This window comes from Kitasatospora sp. NPDC048365 (assembly GCF_043200835.1).
Lineage (GTDB): Bacteria > Actinomycetota > Actinomycetes > Streptomycetales > Streptomycetaceae > Kitasatospora > Kitasatospora terrestris.
The window spans coordinates 219,793-239,438 of sequence record NZ_JBICYJ010000007.1; the positions used below are offsets into that span (position 1 = coordinate 219,793).

13 protein-coding genes and 1 tRNA gene are annotated in these 19,646 nt (G+C 74.1%); 9 read left to right on the plus strand and 5 right to left on the minus strand.

The features are described 5' to 3' along the window. Window positions 1–74: 74 nt before the first annotated feature. On the plus strand, window positions 75–4,067 hold the full coding sequence (locus ACGFX4_RS10145; RefSeq protein ID WP_393071538.1) for a ricin-type beta-trefoil lectin domain protein: 3,993 nt from the start codon (window positions 75–77) through the stop codon (window positions 4,065–4,067). A 63-nt stretch (window positions 4,068–4,130) separates the two neighbouring features. Here ACGFX4_RS10145 and ACGFX4_RS10150 read toward each other — a convergent pair whose 3' ends face one another. Beyond that, window positions 4,131–7,967: a tetratricopeptide repeat protein gene (locus ACGFX4_RS10150; RefSeq protein WP_393071539.1), complete on the minus strand. Its 3,837-nt coding sequence runs from the start codon at window positions 7,965–7,967 to the stop codon at window positions 4,131–4,133. A 173-nt stretch (window positions 7,968–8,140) separates the two neighbouring features. On the opposite strand from ACGFX4_RS10150, the gene ACGFX4_RS10155 reads away from it, so the two are divergent. Genes ACGFX4_RS10155 through ACGFX4_RS10170 form a run of 4 tightly spaced genes read left to right on the plus strand, consistent with a single transcriptional unit; the run spans window position 8,141 to window position 11,429 of the window. Next, a complete protein-coding gene (locus tag ACGFX4_RS10155) occupies window positions 8,141–8,905 on the plus strand; it encodes an amino acid ABC transporter ATP-binding protein (RefSeq protein WP_393071540.1) in 765 nt (254 codons plus the stop codon). Window positions 8,906–8,951: 46 nt separating this feature from the next. Beyond that, the gene (locus tag ACGFX4_RS10160; protein ID WP_393071624.1) at window positions 8,952–9,803 is read left to right on the plus strand and encodes a glutamate ABC transporter substrate-binding protein; all 852 of its coding nucleotides are present in this window, start codon (window positions 8,952–8,954) and stop codon (window positions 9,801–9,803) included. Between the two features lie 31 nt (window positions 9,804–9,834). Then, window positions 9,835–10,500 (plus strand): amino acid ABC transporter permease, encoded by a 666-nt coding sequence (locus ACGFX4_RS10165; protein ID WP_393071541.1) that lies wholly within the window; start codon window positions 9,835–9,837, stop codon window positions 10,498–10,500. Beyond that, window positions 10,497–11,429: an amino acid ABC transporter permease gene (locus ACGFX4_RS10170; RefSeq protein WP_393071542.1), complete on the plus strand. Its 933-nt coding sequence runs from the start codon at window positions 10,497–10,499 to the stop codon at window positions 11,427–11,429. Before ACGFX4_RS10165 ends, ACGFX4_RS10170 begins: the two co-directional genes overlap by 4 nt. A 37-nt stretch (window positions 11,430–11,466) precedes the next feature. Here the strand turns inward: ACGFX4_RS10170 and ACGFX4_RS10175 are convergent, their stop codons facing one another. The 3 genes from ACGFX4_RS10175 to ACGFX4_RS10185 all read right to left on the minus strand — a co-directional run bounded on the left by ACGFX4_RS10175 (window position 11,467) and on the right by ACGFX4_RS10185 (window position 14,794). Beyond that, window positions 11,467–13,725: a hypothetical protein gene (locus ACGFX4_RS10175; protein ID WP_393071544.1), complete on the minus strand. Its 2,259-nt coding sequence runs from the start codon at window positions 13,723–13,725 to the stop codon at window positions 11,467–11,469. After that, window positions 13,725–13,801 (minus strand) — tRNA-Pro (locus tag ACGFX4_RS10180). The genes ACGFX4_RS10175 and ACGFX4_RS10180 overlap by 1 nt, the downstream gene beginning before the upstream one ends. Before the next feature lie 63 nt (window positions 13,802–13,864). Continuing rightward, on the minus strand, window positions 13,865–14,794 hold the full coding sequence (locus ACGFX4_RS10185) for a protocatechuate dioxygenase (RefSeq protein ID WP_393071546.1): 930 nt from the start codon (window positions 14,792–14,794) through the stop codon (window positions 13,865–13,867). A 191-nt stretch (window positions 14,795–14,985) separates the two neighbouring features. Here ACGFX4_RS10185 and ACGFX4_RS10190 point away from each other — a divergent pair, with 191 nt between their 5' ends. Beyond that, on the plus strand, window positions 14,986–15,660 hold the full coding sequence (locus ACGFX4_RS10190; RefSeq protein WP_393071548.1) for a hypothetical protein: 675 nt from the start codon (window positions 14,986–14,988) through the stop codon (window positions 15,658–15,660). Window positions 15,661–15,674: 14 nt separating this feature from the next. Here the strand turns inward: ACGFX4_RS10190 and ACGFX4_RS10195 are convergent, their stop codons facing one another. Further along, entirely contained in the window at window positions 15,675–16,619 is a 945-nt protein-coding gene (locus tag ACGFX4_RS10195) for a GlxA family transcriptional regulator (RefSeq protein WP_393071550.1), read from the minus strand. Window positions 16,620–16,734: 115 nt separating this feature from the next. Here ACGFX4_RS10195 and ACGFX4_RS10200 point away from each other — a divergent pair, with 115 nt between their 5' ends. The 3 genes from ACGFX4_RS10200 (at window position 16,735) to ACGFX4_RS10210 (ending at window position 19,646) form a co-directional block, all read left to right on the plus strand. Beyond that, window positions 16,735–17,649: an NAD-dependent epimerase/dehydratase family protein gene (locus tag ACGFX4_RS10200; protein ID WP_393071552.1), complete on the plus strand. Its 915-nt coding sequence runs from the start codon at window positions 16,735–16,737 to the stop codon at window positions 17,647–17,649. A gap of 138 nt (window positions 17,650–17,787) precedes the next feature. Continuing rightward, window positions 17,788–19,299 (plus strand): APC family permease, encoded by a 1,512-nt coding sequence (locus ACGFX4_RS10205; protein WP_393071554.1) that lies wholly within the window; start codon window positions 17,788–17,790, stop codon window positions 19,297–19,299. Further along, window positions 19,296–19,646 carry a cupin domain-containing protein gene (locus ACGFX4_RS10210; RefSeq protein ID WP_393071556.1) on the plus strand — a complete coding sequence of 117 codons (351 nt, stop codon included), beginning with the start codon at window positions 19,296–19,298 and terminating at the stop codon, window positions 19,644–19,646. The genes ACGFX4_RS10205 and ACGFX4_RS10210 overlap by 4 nt, the downstream gene beginning before the upstream one ends.

Sequence of the window (19,646 nt, forward strand, 5' to 3'; positions counted from 1 at the left end):
TGAAAGGCTGGATCCGACGCCGCGTCAGCTCCTATGGTTCGCCCGGAAATCGTTCCGACCGAAGGATTCACACCATGCGGGAACCCCGCTCCTGGCGGCCGCCCCGGACGGCGCTGGCCGCCGCGCTGTGCGGACTCGTCCTGTCGACCGGCGCCGGGCCGGCGCTCGCCGACGACCGGCCGTTCGCCGTGCCGCCCGGCACCGCGCAGGCCCCCGCGGCCCCCGGACTCACCGCCGGCGGCGCCGTCCAGGCCGCCCGGCTCGCCGCGAAGCAGACCGGAAAGCCCGTCACCGTCGACGCGTTGACCACCGAGACCACGCTCACCACCGCCGGGCCGGACGGGAAGCTCACCGTCACCACCAACCTGCGGCCCGCCCGGGTCAAGCGCGGCGACCGGTGGACGGCCGTCGACGCGACGCTCCGCAAGGGCGGCGACGGCAGCTGGTCCCCGGCCGCCACCCCCACCGGCGTCCGGCTCTCCGGCGGCGGCACCGGACCGCTCGCCACCCTCACCGACCGGGACGGGCGCAGCCTCGCCCTCACCTTCCCGGTGAAGCTCCCCGCGCCCACCGTCACCGGCTCCACCGCCACCTACCCGCAGGTGCTGCCCGGCGTCGACCTCACGGTGGACGTCACCGACCAGGGCGCGGTCCGCGAGGTCCTGGTCGTCAAGGACGCCGCGTCCGCCGGCAACCCGGCGCTCAAGGCGCTCACCCTCTCCACCGCCACCCAGGGCCTGACCCTGACCGCCGACCCGGCCGGCAACCTCACCGCCGCCGGCGCCGACGGCAAGGCCGCCTTCCGCGCCCCCGCCCCCGTGATGTGGGACTCCGCCGGAGCCCCGGCGGCCAAGGGCAGCAAGGGCACCAAGGGCGGCAGCGGCCTGGCGTCGGGAGCCGACGACGCGAGCGCCGAACGCTCCACCGCCGACGGCCCCGGCCGCGGCGCCAAGGTCGAGCCGATCGGCGTCAAGGCCGCGGACGGCGCGCTCACCCTCACCCCCGACGGCGACCTGCTCGGCGGCAAGGACACCGTCTGGCCGCTCTACATCGACCCGACCTTCCAGCCCGCCCCGACCATCGGCCGCAGCCACTTCGCCCAGGTGATGGAGGGCTGCGCGGGCGCCAGGACGTACGACGTCGCCCACCCCAACGGCGAGGGCGTCGGCTACCAGCACTACGAGAGCAGCTGCCGGGGCGCCGAGCGCTCGTACTTCGAGTTCGACCTCGGCGTGCTCACCAAGGACATGTACATCGACAGCGCCCGGGCGTTCTTCACCGAGACCTACGGCGCCGACTGGAACTGCCGCGCCACCGCCCCGGTCACCGTCCGGCGGACCTGGGGGATCAACGGCGACACCACCTGGGCGACCAAGCCCGACCCCCGCCAGGACGGCGAGACCAAGTGGCTGGAGAGCGCCAGCACGCACAGCGGCTGCGGCTCCCACGGCGTCGACTTCGACGTCACCGGCATGGTCCGCGACGCCGTCCGGGACGGCGGCCCGCTCACCGTCGGCCTCTACGGCGACGAGACCGCCGGCGACTCCAACAACCGCTTCATGCGCTTCGCCAACAACCCGTCCCTGGTCGCCACCTACGACCTCGCGCCGTACGCGCCCGACGCCAACTACACCAGCCCCGCCTCGATCAACCCCGACGGCCCGGCCTGCGGCAGCGGCGAACCCGGCTGGATCGGCCGCACCACCACCCTCGGCAACGGCGCCGCCGACCTCACCCTGCACGCCTACGCCCGCACCCCGATGCCCGGGACCAACATCCAGGTCGGCTTCCACGTCTGGGACAACATGACCGCCGACGCGGCCGGCGACCCGGCGACCGCGAGCTGGCCCGTCAGCGAGGCGATATACCAGCAGGGCTGGGGCCACGCCAACGTCGGCGGCCCGCTCGGCGACGGCCACCAGTACGGCTGGAACGCCTGGGCCACCGACGGACTGCTCGGCAGCCCCGGCTCCCCGTACTGCTACTTCAACGTCGACCTCAGCGCGCCCGACCTCGCCGCCGTCACCCCCTCCGGCGCCTTCCCGCCGCTCGGCAGCGGCATCAGGCCCACCGCCCACGCCGGCGACGCCGGCGCCACCGTCCGGGTGACCAGCACCGACCCGACCCCCGGCGGCTGCACCCGCGGCAGCTGCCTCAAGAGCGGCGTGCGCGGCTTCCAGTACGCGCTCGACGACAACATCCCACCGACCGGCGCCCAGACCGTCTGGGTCACCCCCGACGCCAACGGCACCGCCACCGCCGACATCCCGATCAACCTCAACCCCGACCAGTGGGGCACCCACCGGCTGTACGTCCGCGCCTTCGACGGCGCCGGCAACACCCAGCCGAACGCCGCCGCCTACGACTTCTACGCACCCTGGAACCCCGACCACAAGGTCGTCGCCGGCGACCTCGACTTCGACGGCACCCCCGACACCCTGCTCCAGGCCCCCGACGGCTCGCTCACCCTGCTCCCCGGCAACAGCGACCTCAAGGCGCAGCCCGGCACCGCCTCCACCCGCACCCAGACCCCGGAGGCCGACACCGACGCCGCCGACACCTGGAACAACTACCTGATCGCCCACCGCGGATCGGCCACCGAGAACAGCGTCGACGACCTCTTCGCCTACAGCAAGGCCAGCCGACAGCTGTACATCTACGCCAACGACTCCACCCGCACCCCCGCCGGCACCCCCGGCCACTTCGGCAACCGCAGCGGCATCACCCAGATCGGCAACAGCAACGCCTGCGCCAAGGGCGTCGACGGCACCTGGAACCACATCAGCCGGCTCACCGCCGTCAGCGCCGCCCCCACCACCAAGGGCCGCACCAACCTGGTCACCGTCGAACAGGGCCACCTGCGGTTCTACCCCGGCTCCACCGTCGCCGGCTGCGCCCTCGCCACCGGCGTCGAACTCGGCGACAGCACCGACTGGGCCGGCTTCACCCTGCTCTCCCCGGGCACCGTCGGCGACCAGCCCGCCCTGTGGGTCCGCGACACCGTCACCGGCGCGATCAGCAACCTCCCGCTGCCGCTGCCCGGCGGCACCCCCGCCGCCAACTCCCTGCACGCCCCCGCGCACGGCCCGCTCGTCTCCGCCGTGCGCAACACCCGCGGCGAGACCATGTGCGCCGACATCAACGGCGCCCAGACCTGGAACGGCACCGCCGCCCAGCTCTGGGACTGCAACACCACCGGCGCCCAGGCGTTCACCGCCGGCACCGACGGCACCCTGCACGTCCTCGGCAAGTGCCTGGACGTCACCGGAGGCGCCCGCGACAACGGCTCCCCGGTCAACCTGTACGACTGCAACGGCACCCCCGCCCAGCAGTGGACCACCGGCCCCCACCCCGGCACCCTGCAGAACCCCAACTCCGGCCGCTGCCTCGCCGTCCCCGAAGGACGCGGCGAACCCGGCAACCGCCTGATCATCTGGGACTGCCTCGACGACGACAGCCAGCGCTGGCAGGCCCCCGCCGCCGCCCCCGTCCTCCCCGGCGGCTTCAGCTCCGCCGCCTACCCCGCCGTCGACTCGCCCGGCGACCTCAACGGCGACGGCCGGCCCGACCTGATCGCCACCGACACCAACGGCACCATCACCCAGTACCTCGGCACCACCCCCGCCGACGGCCGGCCCCGGTTCGGCGCACCGCAGACCCTGCCCACCGCCGCACCCACCGGATACAACATCAACTCCGCGCAGAACCCCGGCCGCTGCCTCGACAACTGGGGCGCCGACAACGGCACCGCCGTCCGCCTCTACGACTGCTGGGCCGGCGCCAGCCAGAAGTTCACCTTCGCCGCCGACGGCACCCTGCGCACCGGCGGACGCTGCGTCACCACCACCGGCACCTGGAACGGCGCCGGTGTCACCAGCCAGGACTGCACCGGCACCACCGGCCAGACCTGGACCCTGCGCACCGACGGCACCCTGCACAACCCCGCGTCCGGCCGCTGCCTCGAACTCCCCGGCTGGAACGACGCCAACGGCACCGCGCTCGGCATCTGGGACTGCGCGGCGAGCCACGCCAACCAGCGCTGGACGTACTTCCCCAACACCGCCTGACCGAACTCCCACCGATCGGGCCCGTCGCGCAGCCGTGAGGCCGCGCGGCGGGCCCCGGCGCGACTACCGCGGCGGCGCCGAGCGCAGCAGCGCCAGCACCGCGGCCGTCCGCGGGCCCGCCGGCAGCAACTCCTCCACGAACGCGCACATGTCACCGACCATCAGCCCGGCGTCCGGCAACGCCAGGAACGCCGCGACCAACGCCTCCGGCGGGTCGTCGCGCACCGCGAGACCGTGCAACAGCTCCTTCACCACCGGCTCCACCGGATCGTCCGGATCCGTGAGCGGCGACGCCAGCAGCTCGTCCCACAACGCCACCGTCTCCGCCGCACCCGGCCCGCTCTCCAACAACCGCACCACCGCCCGCGCCAACAACACCCCCGACTCGTCCACGCCCCCGCCGCCGGCCGTGGCTGCCGGCGGACCGTCCCCGCCCGGCCGGGCGGCTGCTCCGCCGGTCTCGACAGCCCCGCCAGAACCGGTGGCACCGGCTGCGCCGTCGTCCGCTGCGCCTTCGGCGCTCGATGTGCTGTTCCCGCCGAGTCGGGCGGTTGCGTCGCCCGGTCCGCCGGGGCCGCTGGTTGCGTCGGCGCGGCCCGGCTTGGCGGCCGGGGTGGTCGGGGGGTCGTCGTCCGGGTCCGGCCTTTCGGCGGTGTCGAGGGTGGCCCAGGCTTCGCTGTAGCGGCCGAGGCGGCAGTAGGTGACGGCGAGGAGGCAGAGCCACCAGGTGTCGTCGGGGGCGCTCTCCAGGGCGGCGGTGTAGTCGGCGAGGGCGTCGTCCAGGCGGCCGGCGGCGCTGTGGGCCTGGCCGCGGGAGCCGAGGACCCAGTCGTCGTCCGGGTCGGTGGCGAGGACCGCGGTGAAGTCGGCGACGGCGTCGTCGAGCCGTCCGGCCAGGCGGAGGGCTTCGCCGCGCCGGGCCTGGGACCAGCCGTCGTCCGGGTCGATGGTCAGCGCCGTCGTGTAGTCGGCCACCGCCGCGTCGAAGCGTCCGGCGATCCGGTGGACCTCGCCGCGCGCGCCGAACGCCCATCCGTACTCCGGGTCGAGTTCCACGGCGGCCGTGAAGTCGGTGACCGCCGCGTCGAGGCGCAGGGCCTGCCGGTGGGTCTGCCCGCGGGAGCCGAGCGCCCACGCGTCCTCGGGGTCGAGTTCCAGGGCCGCGTCGAGGTCGGCCATGGCCTGCTCCAGGCGTTCCGCCTGCCGGTGGGTCTCGCCGCGCCGGGCGAGGGCCCACGCGTACGCGGGGTTGATGACCAGCGCGGCGGTGAAGTCGGCGATCGCCTCGTCCAGCCGCCAGCAGATGCGGTGGACCTCGCCGCGCCAGGTGAGGGCCCACGCGTACTCGGGGTCGAGTTCGATCGCGGCGGTGAAGTCGGTGACGGCGTCCGCGAGGCGGCCGGCCTGGCGGTGGGTCTGGCCGCGGGAGCCGAGCGCCCACGCGTCCTCGGGGTCGAGGGTGACGGCCGCGGTGAGGTCGGCCATGGCTTCCTCCAGGCGGCCGGCCTGCCGGTGGGTCTCGCCGCGCCGGGCGAGGGCCCAGCCGTAGCCGGGGTCGAGCCGGAGTGCCGCGCCGAGGTCGTCGGCGGCCTGGGTCAGCCGCTCCGCCTGGCGGTGGGTCTCGCCGCGCCAGGCCCAGGCCCAGGCGTACTGCGGGTCGAGTTCGACGGAGGTGGTGAAGTCCTCGATCGCCTCGTCGAGGCGGCCGGCCTGGCGGTGGGTCTGGCCGCGGGCGCCGAACACCCAGGCCTGTTCGGCGTCGATGGCGATGGAAGCGGTGAGGTCGGTCATGGCCTCGTCGAGGCGGCCGGCCTGCCGGTGGGCCTCGCCGCGCCAGCCGAGGGCCCAGGCGTACTCGGGTTCCAGGAGGAGGGCGGCCGTGAAGTCCTCGACGGCCTGTTCGAAGCGGCCGGCCCGGCGGTGGGTCTCGCCGCGTTCGGCGAGGTACCAGGCGTCGTCGGGGTCGAGCAGGTGGGCGGCGGTCAGGTCCTGGACGGCTTCGTCGAGGCGGCCTGCCTGCCGGTGGGCCTCGCCGCGCCGGGTGAGGACCCACGCGTCGTCGGGCCGCAGCTCCAGGGAGGCGGTGAGGTCGGCGACGGCCTGCGCGTCCCGGTTGTGCCAGCCGTGCAGCCGGCCGCGGAAGGCGAGCGCCTGCGCCAGGGGATCGCCGCCGATCGCGACGGCCCGGTCCAGGTCCACCAGGGCCTCGTCGTCCCGGTCGGCGAGGAAGTACGCGTAGCCGCGGTGGCACAGGGCCCAGCCGCGGACCCGGGCGGGCAGCCCGGGTTCGGCGAGGGCGGACAGGGTCTCCACGGGCGGCCCGTCGGGGGAGCGGAGGGCGTGCAGCCGGGCCGCCCAGTGGGTCAGCTCCTCGTCGCCGCAGTCGATGGCGGCCTGCACCAGCATGTCGCCCCAGGCGGCGAGCGCCGCGGGCGCCTCGCCGGCCCGCCGCGCGGTCTGCTCCAGGGCGTCGGCCAGCTGTGCGGACGGGTCGGCGCAGAGCAGGTGGTAGGTCTCCTCGGTGAGCAGCCGCTGCCAGCCGGGGTCGGTCCGCCGGGCGGTCACGGACAGCCGCCGTTCCAGTTCGGCGCGCGCGTCGGCGTGTCCGGCGGCGAGCCGCCAGTGGGCGGCCCGCCACTCCAGCGGGGAGCGCGACCGGCAGTACCGGAGCATGCTGGCCCGGACCGCCGCGTGGTACTGGCGGTACTCGCCGTGCCCGGTGACGAACGGCTGGTCGAGCAGCCAGTCCCAGGTGCCGGCGGGTGCGCCCGGCACCGCCCGGGCGAACACGTCCCGGTTGAGCTGTGGCGGCAGCGACGCGGCGAGCACGGTCTCCCGCCGGGCCGGGTCGCGGACCCACAGCAGGAACCGCTCCACCGCCTGGTCGACCAGGTCCGCGCCGGCGTCGGCGACCTCGTCGGTGGCCTGCGGGCGGGTCTGGGCCAGCAGCGCCACGAGCAGCGGCAGGCGCATCGACATCCGCAGGACGGCGTCCACCACGTTCACGTCCACCACGCCGCGGGCGGCGAGCAGCTCCCGCGCCTCCTGCTCGGTGAAGACCTCCAGCGGGACGTCCACCACGGCCGGGCGCAGCGGCCCCCAGTCCCGTTCGGCGAGCTCGTCGCGGCCGGCCAGCACGAACTGCACCTCCAGCGGCAGGTCCCCGAACTCGCCGGAGAGCACGTCCCGCAGCCAGGCGTCCAGGTGCCGCCCCGTCACCTCCCAGGTGTCGAAGAAGAGCACCACCCACGGGCGCCGCCCGCCGTTCTCCCGCCCGCACAGGCGGCCGAGCTCGGCGACGAACGCCCGGCAGAGCGCGGCCTCCTCGTCGCCGCCCGCCGATCGCCGCTGCCGTACGCCCGCGACCAGCCGCTCCGCCGCCTGCGCGACGGTCTCGGGGTTCGCCATCGCCGCGACCACGCCGCCGCCGGGCACCGCCGAGGCCACCCCGCCGATCACCGCGGTGGTCACCAGTCGCGCGGGCAGCGACGCGCCCTCGCCGCCCTGCTCGGTCGTCCGGTCGGCCTGCAGGGCACGCCGGTACTGTTCGAGGGCCCGGTCGAACTCGCGCAGCGGACCGGCCTGCTCCGCCAACTGTCGGGCCAGCGCGCCGAGCGCGCTCTCCAGGCCGCGCACGTCCCCCTCGTCGACCAGGGCGGTCACCGCGCCGGCCCGCCGCGCCGCCTCCCGCCACTGCACCACCAGCGTGGACTTGCCGACGCCGCCCATGCCCCGGACGTGGAAGAGGAAGTCCGCCGGGCTCGGTCCGGCCTCCGGATCGGGATCGCGCGCGAGGTTCTCCGCGAACAGCGCCAGCTGCGCCCGTCGTCCCACGAACTGCGCCCCGGCCCGGCGCCGCAGCGCCTCCGCCCGCGACATCCGCCCGCGCCGACCTGCCACGGCCCACCCCCTCCGTCCCCGGCAGTCTTCCCGCAACCCCCGCCCCGCACCCCCGCCCCGCATACCCCCGCGCCCCGTACCCCCGCGCGCCACACCCCTCCCTCGCCTCCCGGGCGCCGACATGCGGGGCCGCCCGCGCGGACGGACCATGAACCCGACGAGCGGAGCCGACCATGACCCAGGGAGCCCCCGAGCAAGCCACCGGTGATCTGGTGGTGCTGCGCGGGGTCGACAAGCACTTCGGTGATCTCCACGTCCTGCGGGAGATCGACCTCACCGTCGCGCGCGGGGAGGTGGTGGTCGTGATCGGCCCGTCGGGCGGCGGCAAGTCGACGCTGTGCCGGGCGATCAACCGGCTGGAGACCGTCGACTCCGGCGAGATCGTGATCGACGGGAAGCCGCTGCCGGCCGAGGGCCGCGAGCTCGCGGCGCTGCGGGCGGACGTGGGGATGGTCTTCCAGTCCTTCAACCTGTTCGCGCACAAGACGGTGCTGCAGAACGTCACCCTGGGCCAGATCAAGGTGCGCCGGACGGACCGGAAGACCGCCGAGGAGCGGGCGCGCGCCCTGCTCCAGCGGGTGGGGGTCGAGGCCCAGGCGGACAAGTACCCCGCGCAGCTCTCCGGCGGCCAGCAGCAGCGGGTGGCGATCGCCCGGGCGCTGGCCATGGACCCGAAGATCATGCTCTTCGACGAGCCGACCTCCGCCCTCGACCCCGAGATGATCAACGAGGTGCTGGAGGTCATGCGGCAGCTCGCCCGGTCCGGAATGACCATGGTCGTCGTCACCCACGAGATGGGCTTCGCCCGTTCGGCCGCGAACCGGGTGGTGTTCATGGCCGACGGCCGGATCGTGGAGGAGTCGACGCCCGATCGGTTCTTCAGCAGTCCGAGCAGCGATCGGGCCAAGGACTTCCTCTCGAAGATCCTCCACCACTGACCCGGACCCCGAGCACTCCGGACCCCGAACACTGGGAATGATGACCATGAAGCTTCGCAAGGCGACCGTCGCCTCCGCCGCCGCACTCGTCCTCGCCCTGACCGCCGCCGGCTGCGGCTCCGACGGCGGCGGCAGCAGCGGCGCGAGCGGCTCGGCGAGCGCGGGCGGCAAGACGATCACCGTCGGGATCAAGTTCGACCAGCCCGGCATCGGGCTGAAGACCCCGGACGGCAAGTACACCGGCCTCGACGTCGACGTGGCCACCTACGTGGCCCAGCAGCTCGGGTACGCCCCCGGCGACATCCAGTTCAAGGAGGCCAAGAGCGCCGACCGCGAGACCCTGCTCCAGCGCGGCGACGTCGACTTCATCGCCGCCTCCTACTCGATCACCCCCGCGCGCTCCGAGAAGGTCGACTTCGCCGGGCCGTACCTGCTGGCGCACCAGGACGTCCTGATCCGCGCGGACGACAACTCGATCACCACCCCGGCCGACCTGAACTCCAAGAAGCTCTGCTCGGTCACCGGCTCGACGTCCGCGCAGAACGTCAAGACGAAGATCGCGCCCAATGCCCAGCTGCAGGAGTACGGCGGCTACTCGGAGTGCCTGACCGGCCTGGAGAACAAGGTCATCGACGCGCTGACCACGGACAACACGATCCTCGCCGGCTACGCCTCGCAGGCCCAGTTCAAGGACAAGTTCAAGCTGGGCGGCTTCAAGATGAGCAACGAGAACTACGGCATCGGCGTGCAGAAGGGCAGCGAGCTCAAGGCGAAGATCAACACGGCGCTGGAGAAGATGATCGCGGACGGCTCCTGGGCCGCCGCCGTCCAGAAGAACCTCGGCCCGGCCGGCTACCAGCCCGACTCGACGCCGCAGATCGGCGTGATCGTCAGCTGACGCCGCCCGCCCACGGCGCGGAGGTGCCACCGTGTTCGACTTCCTCGAGGGCTACGACCTGTGGGGGGCCTTCTGGGTCACCATCCAGCTCACCTTCTGGTCGGCCATCGGCTCGCTGATCTGGGGGACGCTGCTGGCCGCCATGCGGGTCAGCCCGGTGCCGCTGATGCGCGGCTTCGGGACCGTCTACGTCAACATCGTCCGGAACATCCCGCTCACGGTGATCATCGTCTTCACCTCGCTCGGCCTGTTCCAGACGCTCGGCGTCACCCTGGGCGCCGACTCCTTCAAGACGATCAACTTCCGGCTCGCCGTGCTCGGCATGATCGCCTACACGGCGGCCTTCGTCTGCGAGGCCCTGCGGTCCGGGATCAACACCGTGCCGCTGGGCCAGGTGGAGGCGGCGCGGGCGATCGGCCTGAGGTTCCCCCAGGTGCTGCTGCTGATCGTGCTCCCGCAGGCCTTCCGCGCGGTCGTGGGCCCGCTCGCGAACGTGCTGATCGCCCTCACCAAGAACACCACGGTGGCCTCCGCGATCGGCGTCTTCGAGGCGGCCACGCTGATGAAGACGATGATCGAGAACGAGGCCCAGGTCATCCTGATCTCCGCCGTCTTCGCCTTCGGCTTCATCTGCCTCACCCTGCCGGTCGGCCTGCTGCTCGGCTGGGTGAGCAGGAAGGTGTCGGTGAAGCGATGACCCGGCCCACCGTCCTGTACGACGCGCCCGGCCCGCGGGCCAAGCGGCACAACGTCCTGCTGACCGTCCTGTTCCTGCTCGCGCTGGCCGGCGTGCTCTGGTGGGTGTTCGCGAGCCTCGCCGACAAGAACCAGCTCGCCTGGGACAAGTGGGAGCCCTTCTTCACCACCTCCGGGGCGTGGACCACCTTCCTGCTGCCCGGCCTGAAGAACACCGTGATCGCCGCCGCGCTGGCGATGGTCCTCGCGACGCCGCTCGGCGCGCTGTTCGGCATCGCCCGGCTCTCCGACCACGGGTGGGTCCGGGGCGCGGCCGGGACGGTGGTGGAGTTCTTCCGCGCCATCCCGGTGCTGATCCTGATGCTCTTCGCGAACGCGGCCTACGCCAAGTTCACCGACGTCAGCCCCGACAGCCGGCCGCTCTACGCCGTGGTCACCGGGCTCGTCCTCTACAACGGCTCGGTCCTCGCGGAGATCGTCCGGGCCGGCATCCTGGCGCTCCCGCGGGGGCAGACCGACGCGGCCGAGGCGATCGGCCTGCGCAAGAACCAGGTCATGCGGTACGTGCTGCTGCCCCAGTCGGTCACCGCCATGATGCCCGCGATCGTCAGCCAACTGGTCGTGATCGTCAAGGACACCGCGCTCGGCGGCGCCCTGCTCGGCTTCTCCGAGCTGCTCGCCTCGGTCCGGCCGATGAGCGCGAACTACGGCGCCAACACCATCGCCAGCTTCACCGTGGTCGCGGTGATCTTCGTGGTGCTCAACCTCGCGCTGACCACCTTCGCCGGCTGGCTCGAACGCCGGCTGCGCAGCGGCAAGCGGTCCACCGGCGCGGTGGTCGCCGGCGGCACGGTCGAGGAGCTGTCCACGCCGGGCGAGCACGTCTCCCGCGACGACCTGGACGGACCGGGTCCGGAGGCCGGGCGCTGAGAACCAGGCCCCCGACCCGGCCCCCGACCCGGCCCGCTCACCGGGCGAGCAGCCAGTGCGGGCCGACCGTCCAGCCGAGGAAGCGGCGGGCGCCGGTGCCGTCCGGGTCGAAGCGGTGGCCGGCCGCGGCCAGCCGCAGGCCCTCGACGGCCGGGGCGAGGCGCGCCGGGTGCTCGCCGACGATCACGGCGAGGACGGCCTCCCGCTCCCGCGGCGAGCAGAGCGAGAGGTGGAAGAGCAGCTGCCGCCAGGCGAACGCGGCGTTCTTCACCGTGGCCAGCGGCCACGGCTGCCGCTCCGCCAGCGCGACGAGCCGGCGCACCGTGCCGTACGCGCCGAGCGCCGCCGCCTCCCAGCCGCCGGCCGGCACCACGCCGACCGGCCCGGCGAGCACCGCCAGGTTGTGCGTGGTGAGGATCTGCGCCTGCTCGATCACCGTGCCGTTGCCCGCCACCGAGCGGGACGAGCCGGGCCGGCCCGCCCGCTCCCGGCACAGCGCGGAGAACTCCCGCGCCACGACCGACCGCTCCCGGTCGCTGTCGGACCGCTCGGCGAGCGCCCACACCTCGGCGTAGTCGATGCCGTAGTACCGCTCGTACAGCGTCCCCTCCAGCAGGCCGGCGGCGATCCGGGCGGCGGCCGGGAACTTCGGGGTGAAGCCGCCCATGAAGATGTCGGCGGCCAGCTCCTCCGTGAACGGCAGCGGCTCCTCGGCCCGCCTGGCCAGCCCGGCGAGCTCGCTCACCAGCGGGTTCGGCGGCACGGTACCGGGGAAGGTGCCGAGGGCGAGCTCGCCGAGCCGGCGCAGGGCGGCGAGCCCGGTCCGCCGCGCGGCCGGGTCGCCGCTGCGCTGCGCGCGGACGGCCCGCACCCAGGGCAGCTCCTCCGCGCGGACCTGGTGCGCGTAGTCGAGCAGCAGCAGCGAACGCCGGCCCGCGAACGCGCGGTGCCCAGCGGCGACCAGCCCGCGCAGCGCCGGATCGGGGTGCGCGGCGGCCTCCGCCGCCGCGGCCAGCTGCGGGGCGAGCTCCGCCAGCACCTCGGCGGAGGGCACCAGGCCGCGGCCGATCAGCATCTCGACCGGTGCGCTGGTGGCAGCCAGCACCGGCCGGTGCAGGGCCGCCGGCACCGCGGAACCGGCCGGGACACCGCTCTCCGCGGCCTCTGCGGCGCTCACCGGGGCGAGCACCGCGTCCGGGTCGGCGAGGCCGTCCTCCTGGCCGAGGGGCGCGAGCCGGCCCAGCAGCACCTGGGCCAGCGCGTGGTGGGAGGGCAGCGCGGACTGGCCTGCCTGGACGGCGCGCAGCGCGGAGTGCCGCTCCGAACCGGGCAGGCCGCGGCGGCGCACCATCGCGTCCACGGAGGCGACCAGCAGCCCCCGCAGCTTCGGGTCGAGCGGCTCCCCGGCGACCGTGACCTCCAGCGCCGCGCGCAGGATGCCGAGGTTCTCACCCGGCTTGCGGTGCTTGCCGCACAGCCGGTGCGCGGCGGCCAGCGTCCGGTAGCGGAGCAGCAGCGCGGCGCCGCGCCGGTGCCAGTCCGGCCCGGGGTCGACGGCGAGGGCGCGGCCCCCGTCCGCGGTCTCCAGCCAGTGGGCCAGTAGTTCGTCGGAGTACGGCAGCCAGACCGTCAGCGCCTCGCGCTGGGTCTCCACCGCGAGGTTGGGCCTGCGGGTCGCGAGCGTCGCGACGGCCTCGCCGACGGTGCGGCGGTGCACCGCGTCGGGCCGCGCCGCCGGGCCGTCGCCGGGCGGCGGGGTGAACCGCAGCCGGCCGGCGAACGGCGCCAGCACCGCGACCAGCTCCAGCGCCGCGGACTGCTCGCCGGCCCGGACCAGCCACGCCACGGTCAGCAGCGCGGCCTCCTCCGGCACCGTGACCCGGTAGCGGCCGCTGTCCAGCAGGGCCCACAGCTCGGCGAGCCCCGCCTCGGTCAGCGCATGGGCGAACAGCTCGGCCCGTCCCTCGGGAACCCCGGCCGCCCGGCACGCCGCGCGCTCGTACGGCTCCAGCGGCCCCTCGGCGCAGGCCCGCCCGGTCGCGAAGCCGCCGCGCACCACCTCCGGCGTCACCCAGGCGGGCAGACCGGCCACCGGCGTCCGGGAGCCGATCCGCAGGCTGCCGTCGGCGATGCCGGCCAGCACCTCGCGCCAGCGGCCCGCCTTCGCGTTCGCGCGGGAGCGGGTCGCCGGGTCGGGGTGCGACAGGGCGGTGGTGAACGCGCGGGCGAGCTGCCGGTGCGCGTAGTCGGTGGAGACGGTGGTCGTCGGGTGCTGCTGCTCAGCGTTCTCGTCCATGGCCGACATGGCGGGCCCTGCCCCCGCACCCTCCAGGTCCCAAGCCCGGTGCTCTGACTCGTTGAGCTACATGCCGTCGAGCGCCGAAGCTACGCGGTGGGGCGGGGACCGGGCAACGGAAATTCGAGCAGGCGAGGGGTCAATTGCCGTTCTTGTCGGGGTCCGCGGCGAAGGTGATGACGCCGAGGTAGCCGTCGCCGTCCTGGGTGATCCTGAGGAGCATGCTCGGCTTGTAGATGGAGTCCTTGTCGTTGAAGGTGTCGCGGCCGGTGTGCTTGCTGTACGGGGCCCGCGCGAACACGGCGCTGTTGAGCGACTCGTCCATCATCAGCTGGGTGGTGAGGGTGCGTTCGTTGTCGATGTGGACCATCGCGTGGATGTGCACCGTGCGGCTGACGTACCAGCCGGGCCAGACGGTGGTGAACTGCACGATGCCCTGGCTGTTGGTCACCTGGGCGCCGCGCAGATAGCGCTTGTCGTCCTGCGGCGTCAGGTCGCCCTGGCCGCCGCCGGCGCCGCCACCGTTCGGCGGGGTGCCGGAGGGCGCGCCGGACGGGGCTCCGGCCGGCGGGGCGCCGGTGGGTGCGCCCGAGGGCGGGGTGCCGCCCCCGCCGGGGCCGCCGCCCTGGCCGCCGCCGCCCGAGGAGAGGGTCTCGGCCCCGGAGTACAGGCCGGCCGCGTCGCAGTGCCAGATCTCCACCACCGCGTTCGGGATCGCCTGGCAGCTCTCGGAGTCCTGCACCCGGATCGCCAGCCGCAGGCGGACGCCCTCGCGGTCCTCGCGGATGTCGCTGCGGACCTTGTCCGCGTCGAAGTAGTACGGCCCCTGGGTGGTCTGCGCCGTCAGGGTGCACGTCCCGGCGTCGGCGAACAGCGCGGTGAGGTCCTCGGTGGTGGACGCCTGCGGTGAGATCGAGGCGCTGCCGCCGGTGGTCGTGGTGGCGGTGGCGCCGCCGCCGTCCTTGCTGCTGGCGCACGCGGCGAGCAGCGCGCCGAGCCCGATGCTGCTGATGCCCGCCAGCGCCCTGCGCCGGCTGACCCGCTGCCCCTCGTGGTGGTCCTCGCCCATGCCGCCCGTTCCTCTCCGGTTGCCGTTGTCCTGTTGACGGTAGGCGGCCCGGATGAGCGCGATCTTGGTGTCCGGTGAGAGGAGGGTCAGACCCGCCTTGTCGCCGGGGCGGCCGGTCGGCTACATTTTGAACGCGTTCAATAAGTCGAGGGGGGATCGTGAGGGAGCAGGAAACCGCCACGTCAGTGGGCTTGCCCGTGCCCAGGGGTGCGCGGGTGCTGGGGGTGCTGGCCACGCTGAGCGGGCTGCCGTTCGTGGTGTGGTGGTACGCGATCGGCGCCTACCAGGGCGGGCTGCTGGTGGTGATGACGCTGTTGACGCTCGCGCCGCAGGTCGCCCGGCGGGCCCGGGACTTCCGGGTGGCCTGCTGGACGGTCGCGGGGCTGCTGCTGGTCGCCTCGCTCCTCGGCGCGCTGCTCGGCTGGTTCCTGATGGCGCCGGCGGCCCTGGTCCTGGTGGCGGCCGGGGCCAGGTCCGGCGCCCGGGCCGGCTGGGTCGCCCAGCTGGCCGGCGGGGCGGTGGCCTTCATGGTGTACGCGGGGATGGGCACCGCGCTCTACCGGTCCGTGGTGGAGCCGTACTTCCAGGAGCCGGACGCGTTCGTGGCGGTGACGGACAGCGGCGCCCTTCCGGCGGTGGTCGCCCAGGAGGAGCAGTCCGCGCGCACCGGACGCCCGGCGCTCGGCCACGGTGCGACCGACCTGTGGGTGTCGAGCACCGGCGGCGTGCCGGGCGGTCGGCTGACGGTCCGGTTCGTCCCGGGCACCCCGCAGGCCGAGCTGGACGCGCTGCGTGCCCGGATCGCGGAGCTGCCCGGCGTCCACGACGTGAAGCTGTGCAGCCCGCCCGACGGCAACTGCCGCTGAGGACGGCCCGGCCGTCAGGGGCTGCGGGTGAACGCCGCGCGGTAGGCGGTGGGGGTCAGGCCGGTGCGCCGGGCGACGTGCCGGCGCAGCGAGTCGGTGGTGGCCAGGCCGCTGAGCCGGGCGACCCGGTCCATCGGCAGGTCGGTGGTCTCCAGCAGCTCCTGGGCGCGGATCGTGCGCTGGTGGAGCAGCCACTGCAGCGGGCTCTGGCCGGTCTCCTGGTGGAACCGGCGGGTGAGGGTGCGGACGCTGGTGGCGGCGTGCGCGGCGAGTTCGGCGCGGGTGAGCGGCCGGTGGAGGTGCTCCAGCGCCCAGGCCCGGGTCGCGGCCAGCGAGGTGCCGCTCTCCGGCGGGGTCGGCGCGGCGATGAACTGGGCCTGCCCGCCGGGGCGGACGGGGGCCGCGACCACCAGCCGGGCGACGTCGTTGGCGGCCGCGGCGCCGTAGTCGGAGCGGATCAGGTGCAGGCACAGGTCGATGCCGGCGGACAGGCCCGCCGAGGTGACGACGTTCCCGTCCTCGACGTACAGGACGTCGGGCCGCAGCCGTACGGCCGGATGCCGGGCGGTGAACTCCTCGGACTTGGCCCAGTACGTGGTGGCGCTGCGGCCGTCCAGCAGTCCGGCCCGGGCGAGGACGAACGCCCCGGTGCAGATCGAGGCGATCCGCTTGCCCGCCGCGGCGGCGCGGCGCAGGGCCGCCAAGACCTCCGGGTCGACGTCCTCGCGGGCGCCGGTGCCGGTGACGATCACGGTGTCGGCCTCGTCGACGGCGTCCAGCCCGTGCGGGACGCTCACCCGCAGGCTGCCGCCGGTGGCCAGCGGGCCGGGGCGGGCGGTGCAGACCCGCACCCGGTAGCCGGGGCGGCCGTCGACGACCGCCTCGCCGAGAACGAGCTCGGGGATGGACAGGTCGAAGGTGGTGGCGGGCGGTACAGCGAGGACGGCGACCCGGTGCATGGCCTGAACCTCCGGATGTCTGGCATTCGGGCCACTGTCCCACGGGCCCGGCGGTGACCGAGGGTTGGGGGTGCCCGGGGCGGTCGGCCCCGGCCCTTTCCCCGGGAGTGTGGAGATGTCCTTCTCTGTCGTCGTCGGAGCCGGTGCCACCGGGTCGGCCGTCGCGCGGTTGCTGGCGGAGGCCGGCGAGCGGGTCCGGCTGGTCACCCGGCGGGGCGGCGGACCGGAGCACCGGCTGATCGAGCGGCTGGCCGTCGACGCCGCCGACACCGGGCGGCTGGTCGAGGCGGCCGGCGGGGCCGCGGTGCTGTTCAACTGCGCGATGCCCGCGTACGACCGGTGGCCGGCCGAGTTCCCGCCGCTGGCCGCCTCGCTGCTGGCCGCGGCGGAGCGCGGCGGGGCCGACTACGTGATGCTCGGCAACACCTACGGGTACGGGCCGGTGGCGGGCCCGGCCACCGAGGGGCTCCCGATGGCGCCGAGCAGCGTGAAGGGTGCGGTCCGGGCCCGGATCTGGCACGAGGCGCTGGCCGCCCACGCGGCGGGCCGGGTGCGGGTGACCGAGGTGAGGGCGAGCGACTTCCTCGGCGCGGGCGCGTACTCGCCGTTCACCCTGCTGGTCGGGGCGCCGCTGCTCGCCGGAGCGGCCGTCGCCTACCCCGGCGACCAGGACGCCCCGCACAGCTGGACGTACACCGGCGACGCCGCCCGGACGCTGGTCGCCGCCGCCCGCGCCGACACCGGCTGGGGGCGGGCCTGGCACGTGCCCTCCACCTCGCACCTCTCGGTCCGCGAGCTGGCCGCCCTGCTGGCCCGGGCGGCCGGCGTCCCCGACCCGGTGCTCGGCCGGATGACGGCGGAGGAGCTGGCGGAGCTCGGCCGCCGGGACCCGGTCATGGCGGAGTTCCCGGAGATGCTCTACCTCTACGACCGCCCCGCCCTGCTCGACGCCTCGACCACCGCGGCCCACCTGGGCATCGCCCCCACCCCGCTCGCAACCGTGCTCGACGAGATGGCGGCCGCGCGCTGATCCGACAGGTTGTCAGAGCGGTAACGGGACGCCTGACACCTTGCCGGTTTGTCGGGGTGCGTCCAAGGGCTGAGACTCTGTCCACCGGCGGCGTGATCTTGCGGCCGGGCCTGCCCGAAGCACGGACCTGAGGTGAGAATGACCACGATGCCCGTGGGCCAGTCGGATGTCCGCTGGCCGCAGCCCAAGCGCGTGCGCCTGTTGGCGCTGGTCGCGCTGATCTTCTTCAGCGTCTCGGGGGGCGCCTACGGCATCGAGGAGCTGTTCTCCACGTCCGGACCGGGCATGGCGGTGCTGCTGATCATCGTCACCCCGCTGATCTACAGCGTGCCGCACGCCCTGGTCTGCGCCGAGCTCGGCACCGCGATACCGGTCGAGGGCGGCTACTACCACTGGGTCAAGCGCGGCCTGGGACGCTTCTGGGCGTTCCAGCAGGGCGTGCTCAGCTGGGTGTGCAGCTTCGTCGACATGGCGCTCTACCCGGTGCTGTTCACCAGTTACCTGCAGAGCCTGGTCGGCGCGGTGGCACCCGGCGAGCACATCCTGTTCACCGTCGGGAACCTGCGCTTCGACCTGAACTGGATGATCTGCGTCGGCGTGATCGTCGTCTTCACGCTGCTCAACCTGCTCGGCGCCGGCTGGGTCGGCGAGTCGTCGGTGGCCTTCGCGCTGATCTGCCTCACCCCGATGCTGGTGCTGACCGCGATCGGCGGCTACCACCTGGTCGCCGACGGCATCAACCCGATCTCCTCGATGACCGCCTCGCAGGACCAGTCCACCTGGAACGCGTTCGGCGCCGGCCTGTTCATCGTGATGTGGAACTACTGCGGCTGGGACTCGGTCTCCAACGTGGCCGGCGAGATGGAGAACCCCCGCAAGCACCTGCCCAAGGCGCTGGGCATCTCGGTGGTCCTGATCATGGTCGGCTACCTGCTGCCCTCGATCGCCTCGCTGGCGGTCGGCGCGGACGGCGAGACCGGCTGGCAGAGCTGGGAGGCGGGCTCCTTCTCGGAGATCGCCAAGCAGCTGGCCGGCCCCTGGCTGCAGATCTCGGTGACGATCGGCGGCATGTTCGCCGCAGTCGCCATGTTCTCCGCGCTGCTCGCCGCCAACTCGCGCCTCCCGCTGGCGCTCTCCCGCGACGGCTACCTGCCGGGCTGGCTCTCCAAGGAGTCCAAGCGGTACAAGGCGCCGATCGCCTCGATCGTCGGCTCCTCGGTGATCTACGCGATGTTCTGCCTGAGCAGCTTCACCGACCTGGTCGTCTTCGACGTCTTCCTCACCAACATCGGCATCCTGCTGGAGGTCGCGGCGCTGATCGCGCTGCGGATCAAGGCCCCGCAGATGGCCCGCCCGTACCGGATCCCCGGCGGCTGGTGGAGCCTGTCCGCGATCACGGCCAGCCTGCTGGCGGTCTGCGTCTGGGCGGCCTGGCAGCAGTACGCCGACGAGGGCACCAAGGCGGTCACCTACTCGCTCGCGGTGGTCGGCGGCTCGCTGCTGCTCTACCCGCTGCTCTCCCGCCGCAAGGCCGCCCGCGCCGCTGCCGAGGCCGACGCGGCCGGCTACGGGGTGTCAGGCGACACGCCGGAAACGGGACAGCTTGCAGGGTCCGCCCCGGCCGGTCGTACCGATAGCGTCGACGCATGATCGACAGCTTCGCCCTGCACGTACCCGACGTCGCGCTCGAACCCGAGCCGCTGGACCCGGACCAGATCGTCTCCGGGAACCCCGAGGTCACCGGAAAGGTGGTCTGGGAGTCCGAGGACGGCCGGCAGTTGCGCGGCGTCTGGCAGATCACCCCGGGCGTGGTGACCGACACCGAGGCCGACGAGCTGTTCGTCGTCCTCAGCGGGCGGGCCACCGTCCAGGTCGAGAACGGCCCGACCCTCGAGGTCGGGCCCGGCGACCTGGCCGTCCTGCGCGAAGGCGACCGGACCGTCTGGACGGTCCACGAGACCCTCCGCAAGGTGTACGCGATCAACCTCGGCCGATAG

What these genes read in the sequence shown, in the direction of transcription:
- ACGFX4_RS10160 (WP_393071624.1), top strand. Translation starts at nt 8,952, where the DNA reads ATGAAGCTTCGCAAGGCGACCGTCGCCTCCGCCGCCGCACTCGTCCTC.
- ACGFX4_RS10200 (WP_393071552.1), top strand. Translation starts at nt 16,735, where the DNA reads ATGTCCTTCTCTGTCGTCGTCGGAGCCGGTGCCACCGGGTCGGCCGTC.
- ACGFX4_RS10205 (WP_393071554.1), top strand. Translation starts at nt 17,788, where the DNA reads ATGACCACGATGCCCGTGGGCCAGTCGGATGTCCGCTGGCCGCAGCCC.
- ACGFX4_RS10155 (WP_393071540.1), top strand. Translation starts at nt 8,141, where the DNA reads ATGACCCAGGGAGCCCCCGAGCAAGCCACCGGTGATCTGGTGGTGCTG.
- ACGFX4_RS10145 (WP_393071538.1), top strand. Translation starts at nt 75, where the DNA reads ATGCGGGAACCCCGCTCCTGGCGGCCGCCCCGGACGGCGCTGGCCGCC.
- ACGFX4_RS10210 (WP_393071556.1), top strand. Translation starts at nt 19,296, where the DNA reads ATGATCGACAGCTTCGCCCTGCACGTACCCGACGTCGCGCTCGAACCC.
- ACGFX4_RS10175 (WP_393071544.1), bottom strand. Translation starts at nt 13,725, where the DNA reads ATGGACGAGAACGCTGAGCAGCAGCACCCGACGACCACCGTCTCCACC.
- ACGFX4_RS10170 (WP_393071542.1), top strand. Translation starts at nt 10,497, where the DNA reads ATGACCCGGCCCACCGTCCTGTACGACGCGCCCGGCCCGCGGGCCAAG.
- ACGFX4_RS10185 (WP_393071546.1), bottom strand. Translation starts at nt 14,794, where the DNA reads ATGGGCGAGGACCACCACGAGGGGCAGCGGGTCAGCCGGCGCAGGGCG.
- ACGFX4_RS10195 (WP_393071550.1), bottom strand. Translation starts at nt 16,619, where the DNA reads ATGCACCGGGTCGCCGTCCTCGCTGTACCGCCCGCCACCACCTTCGAC.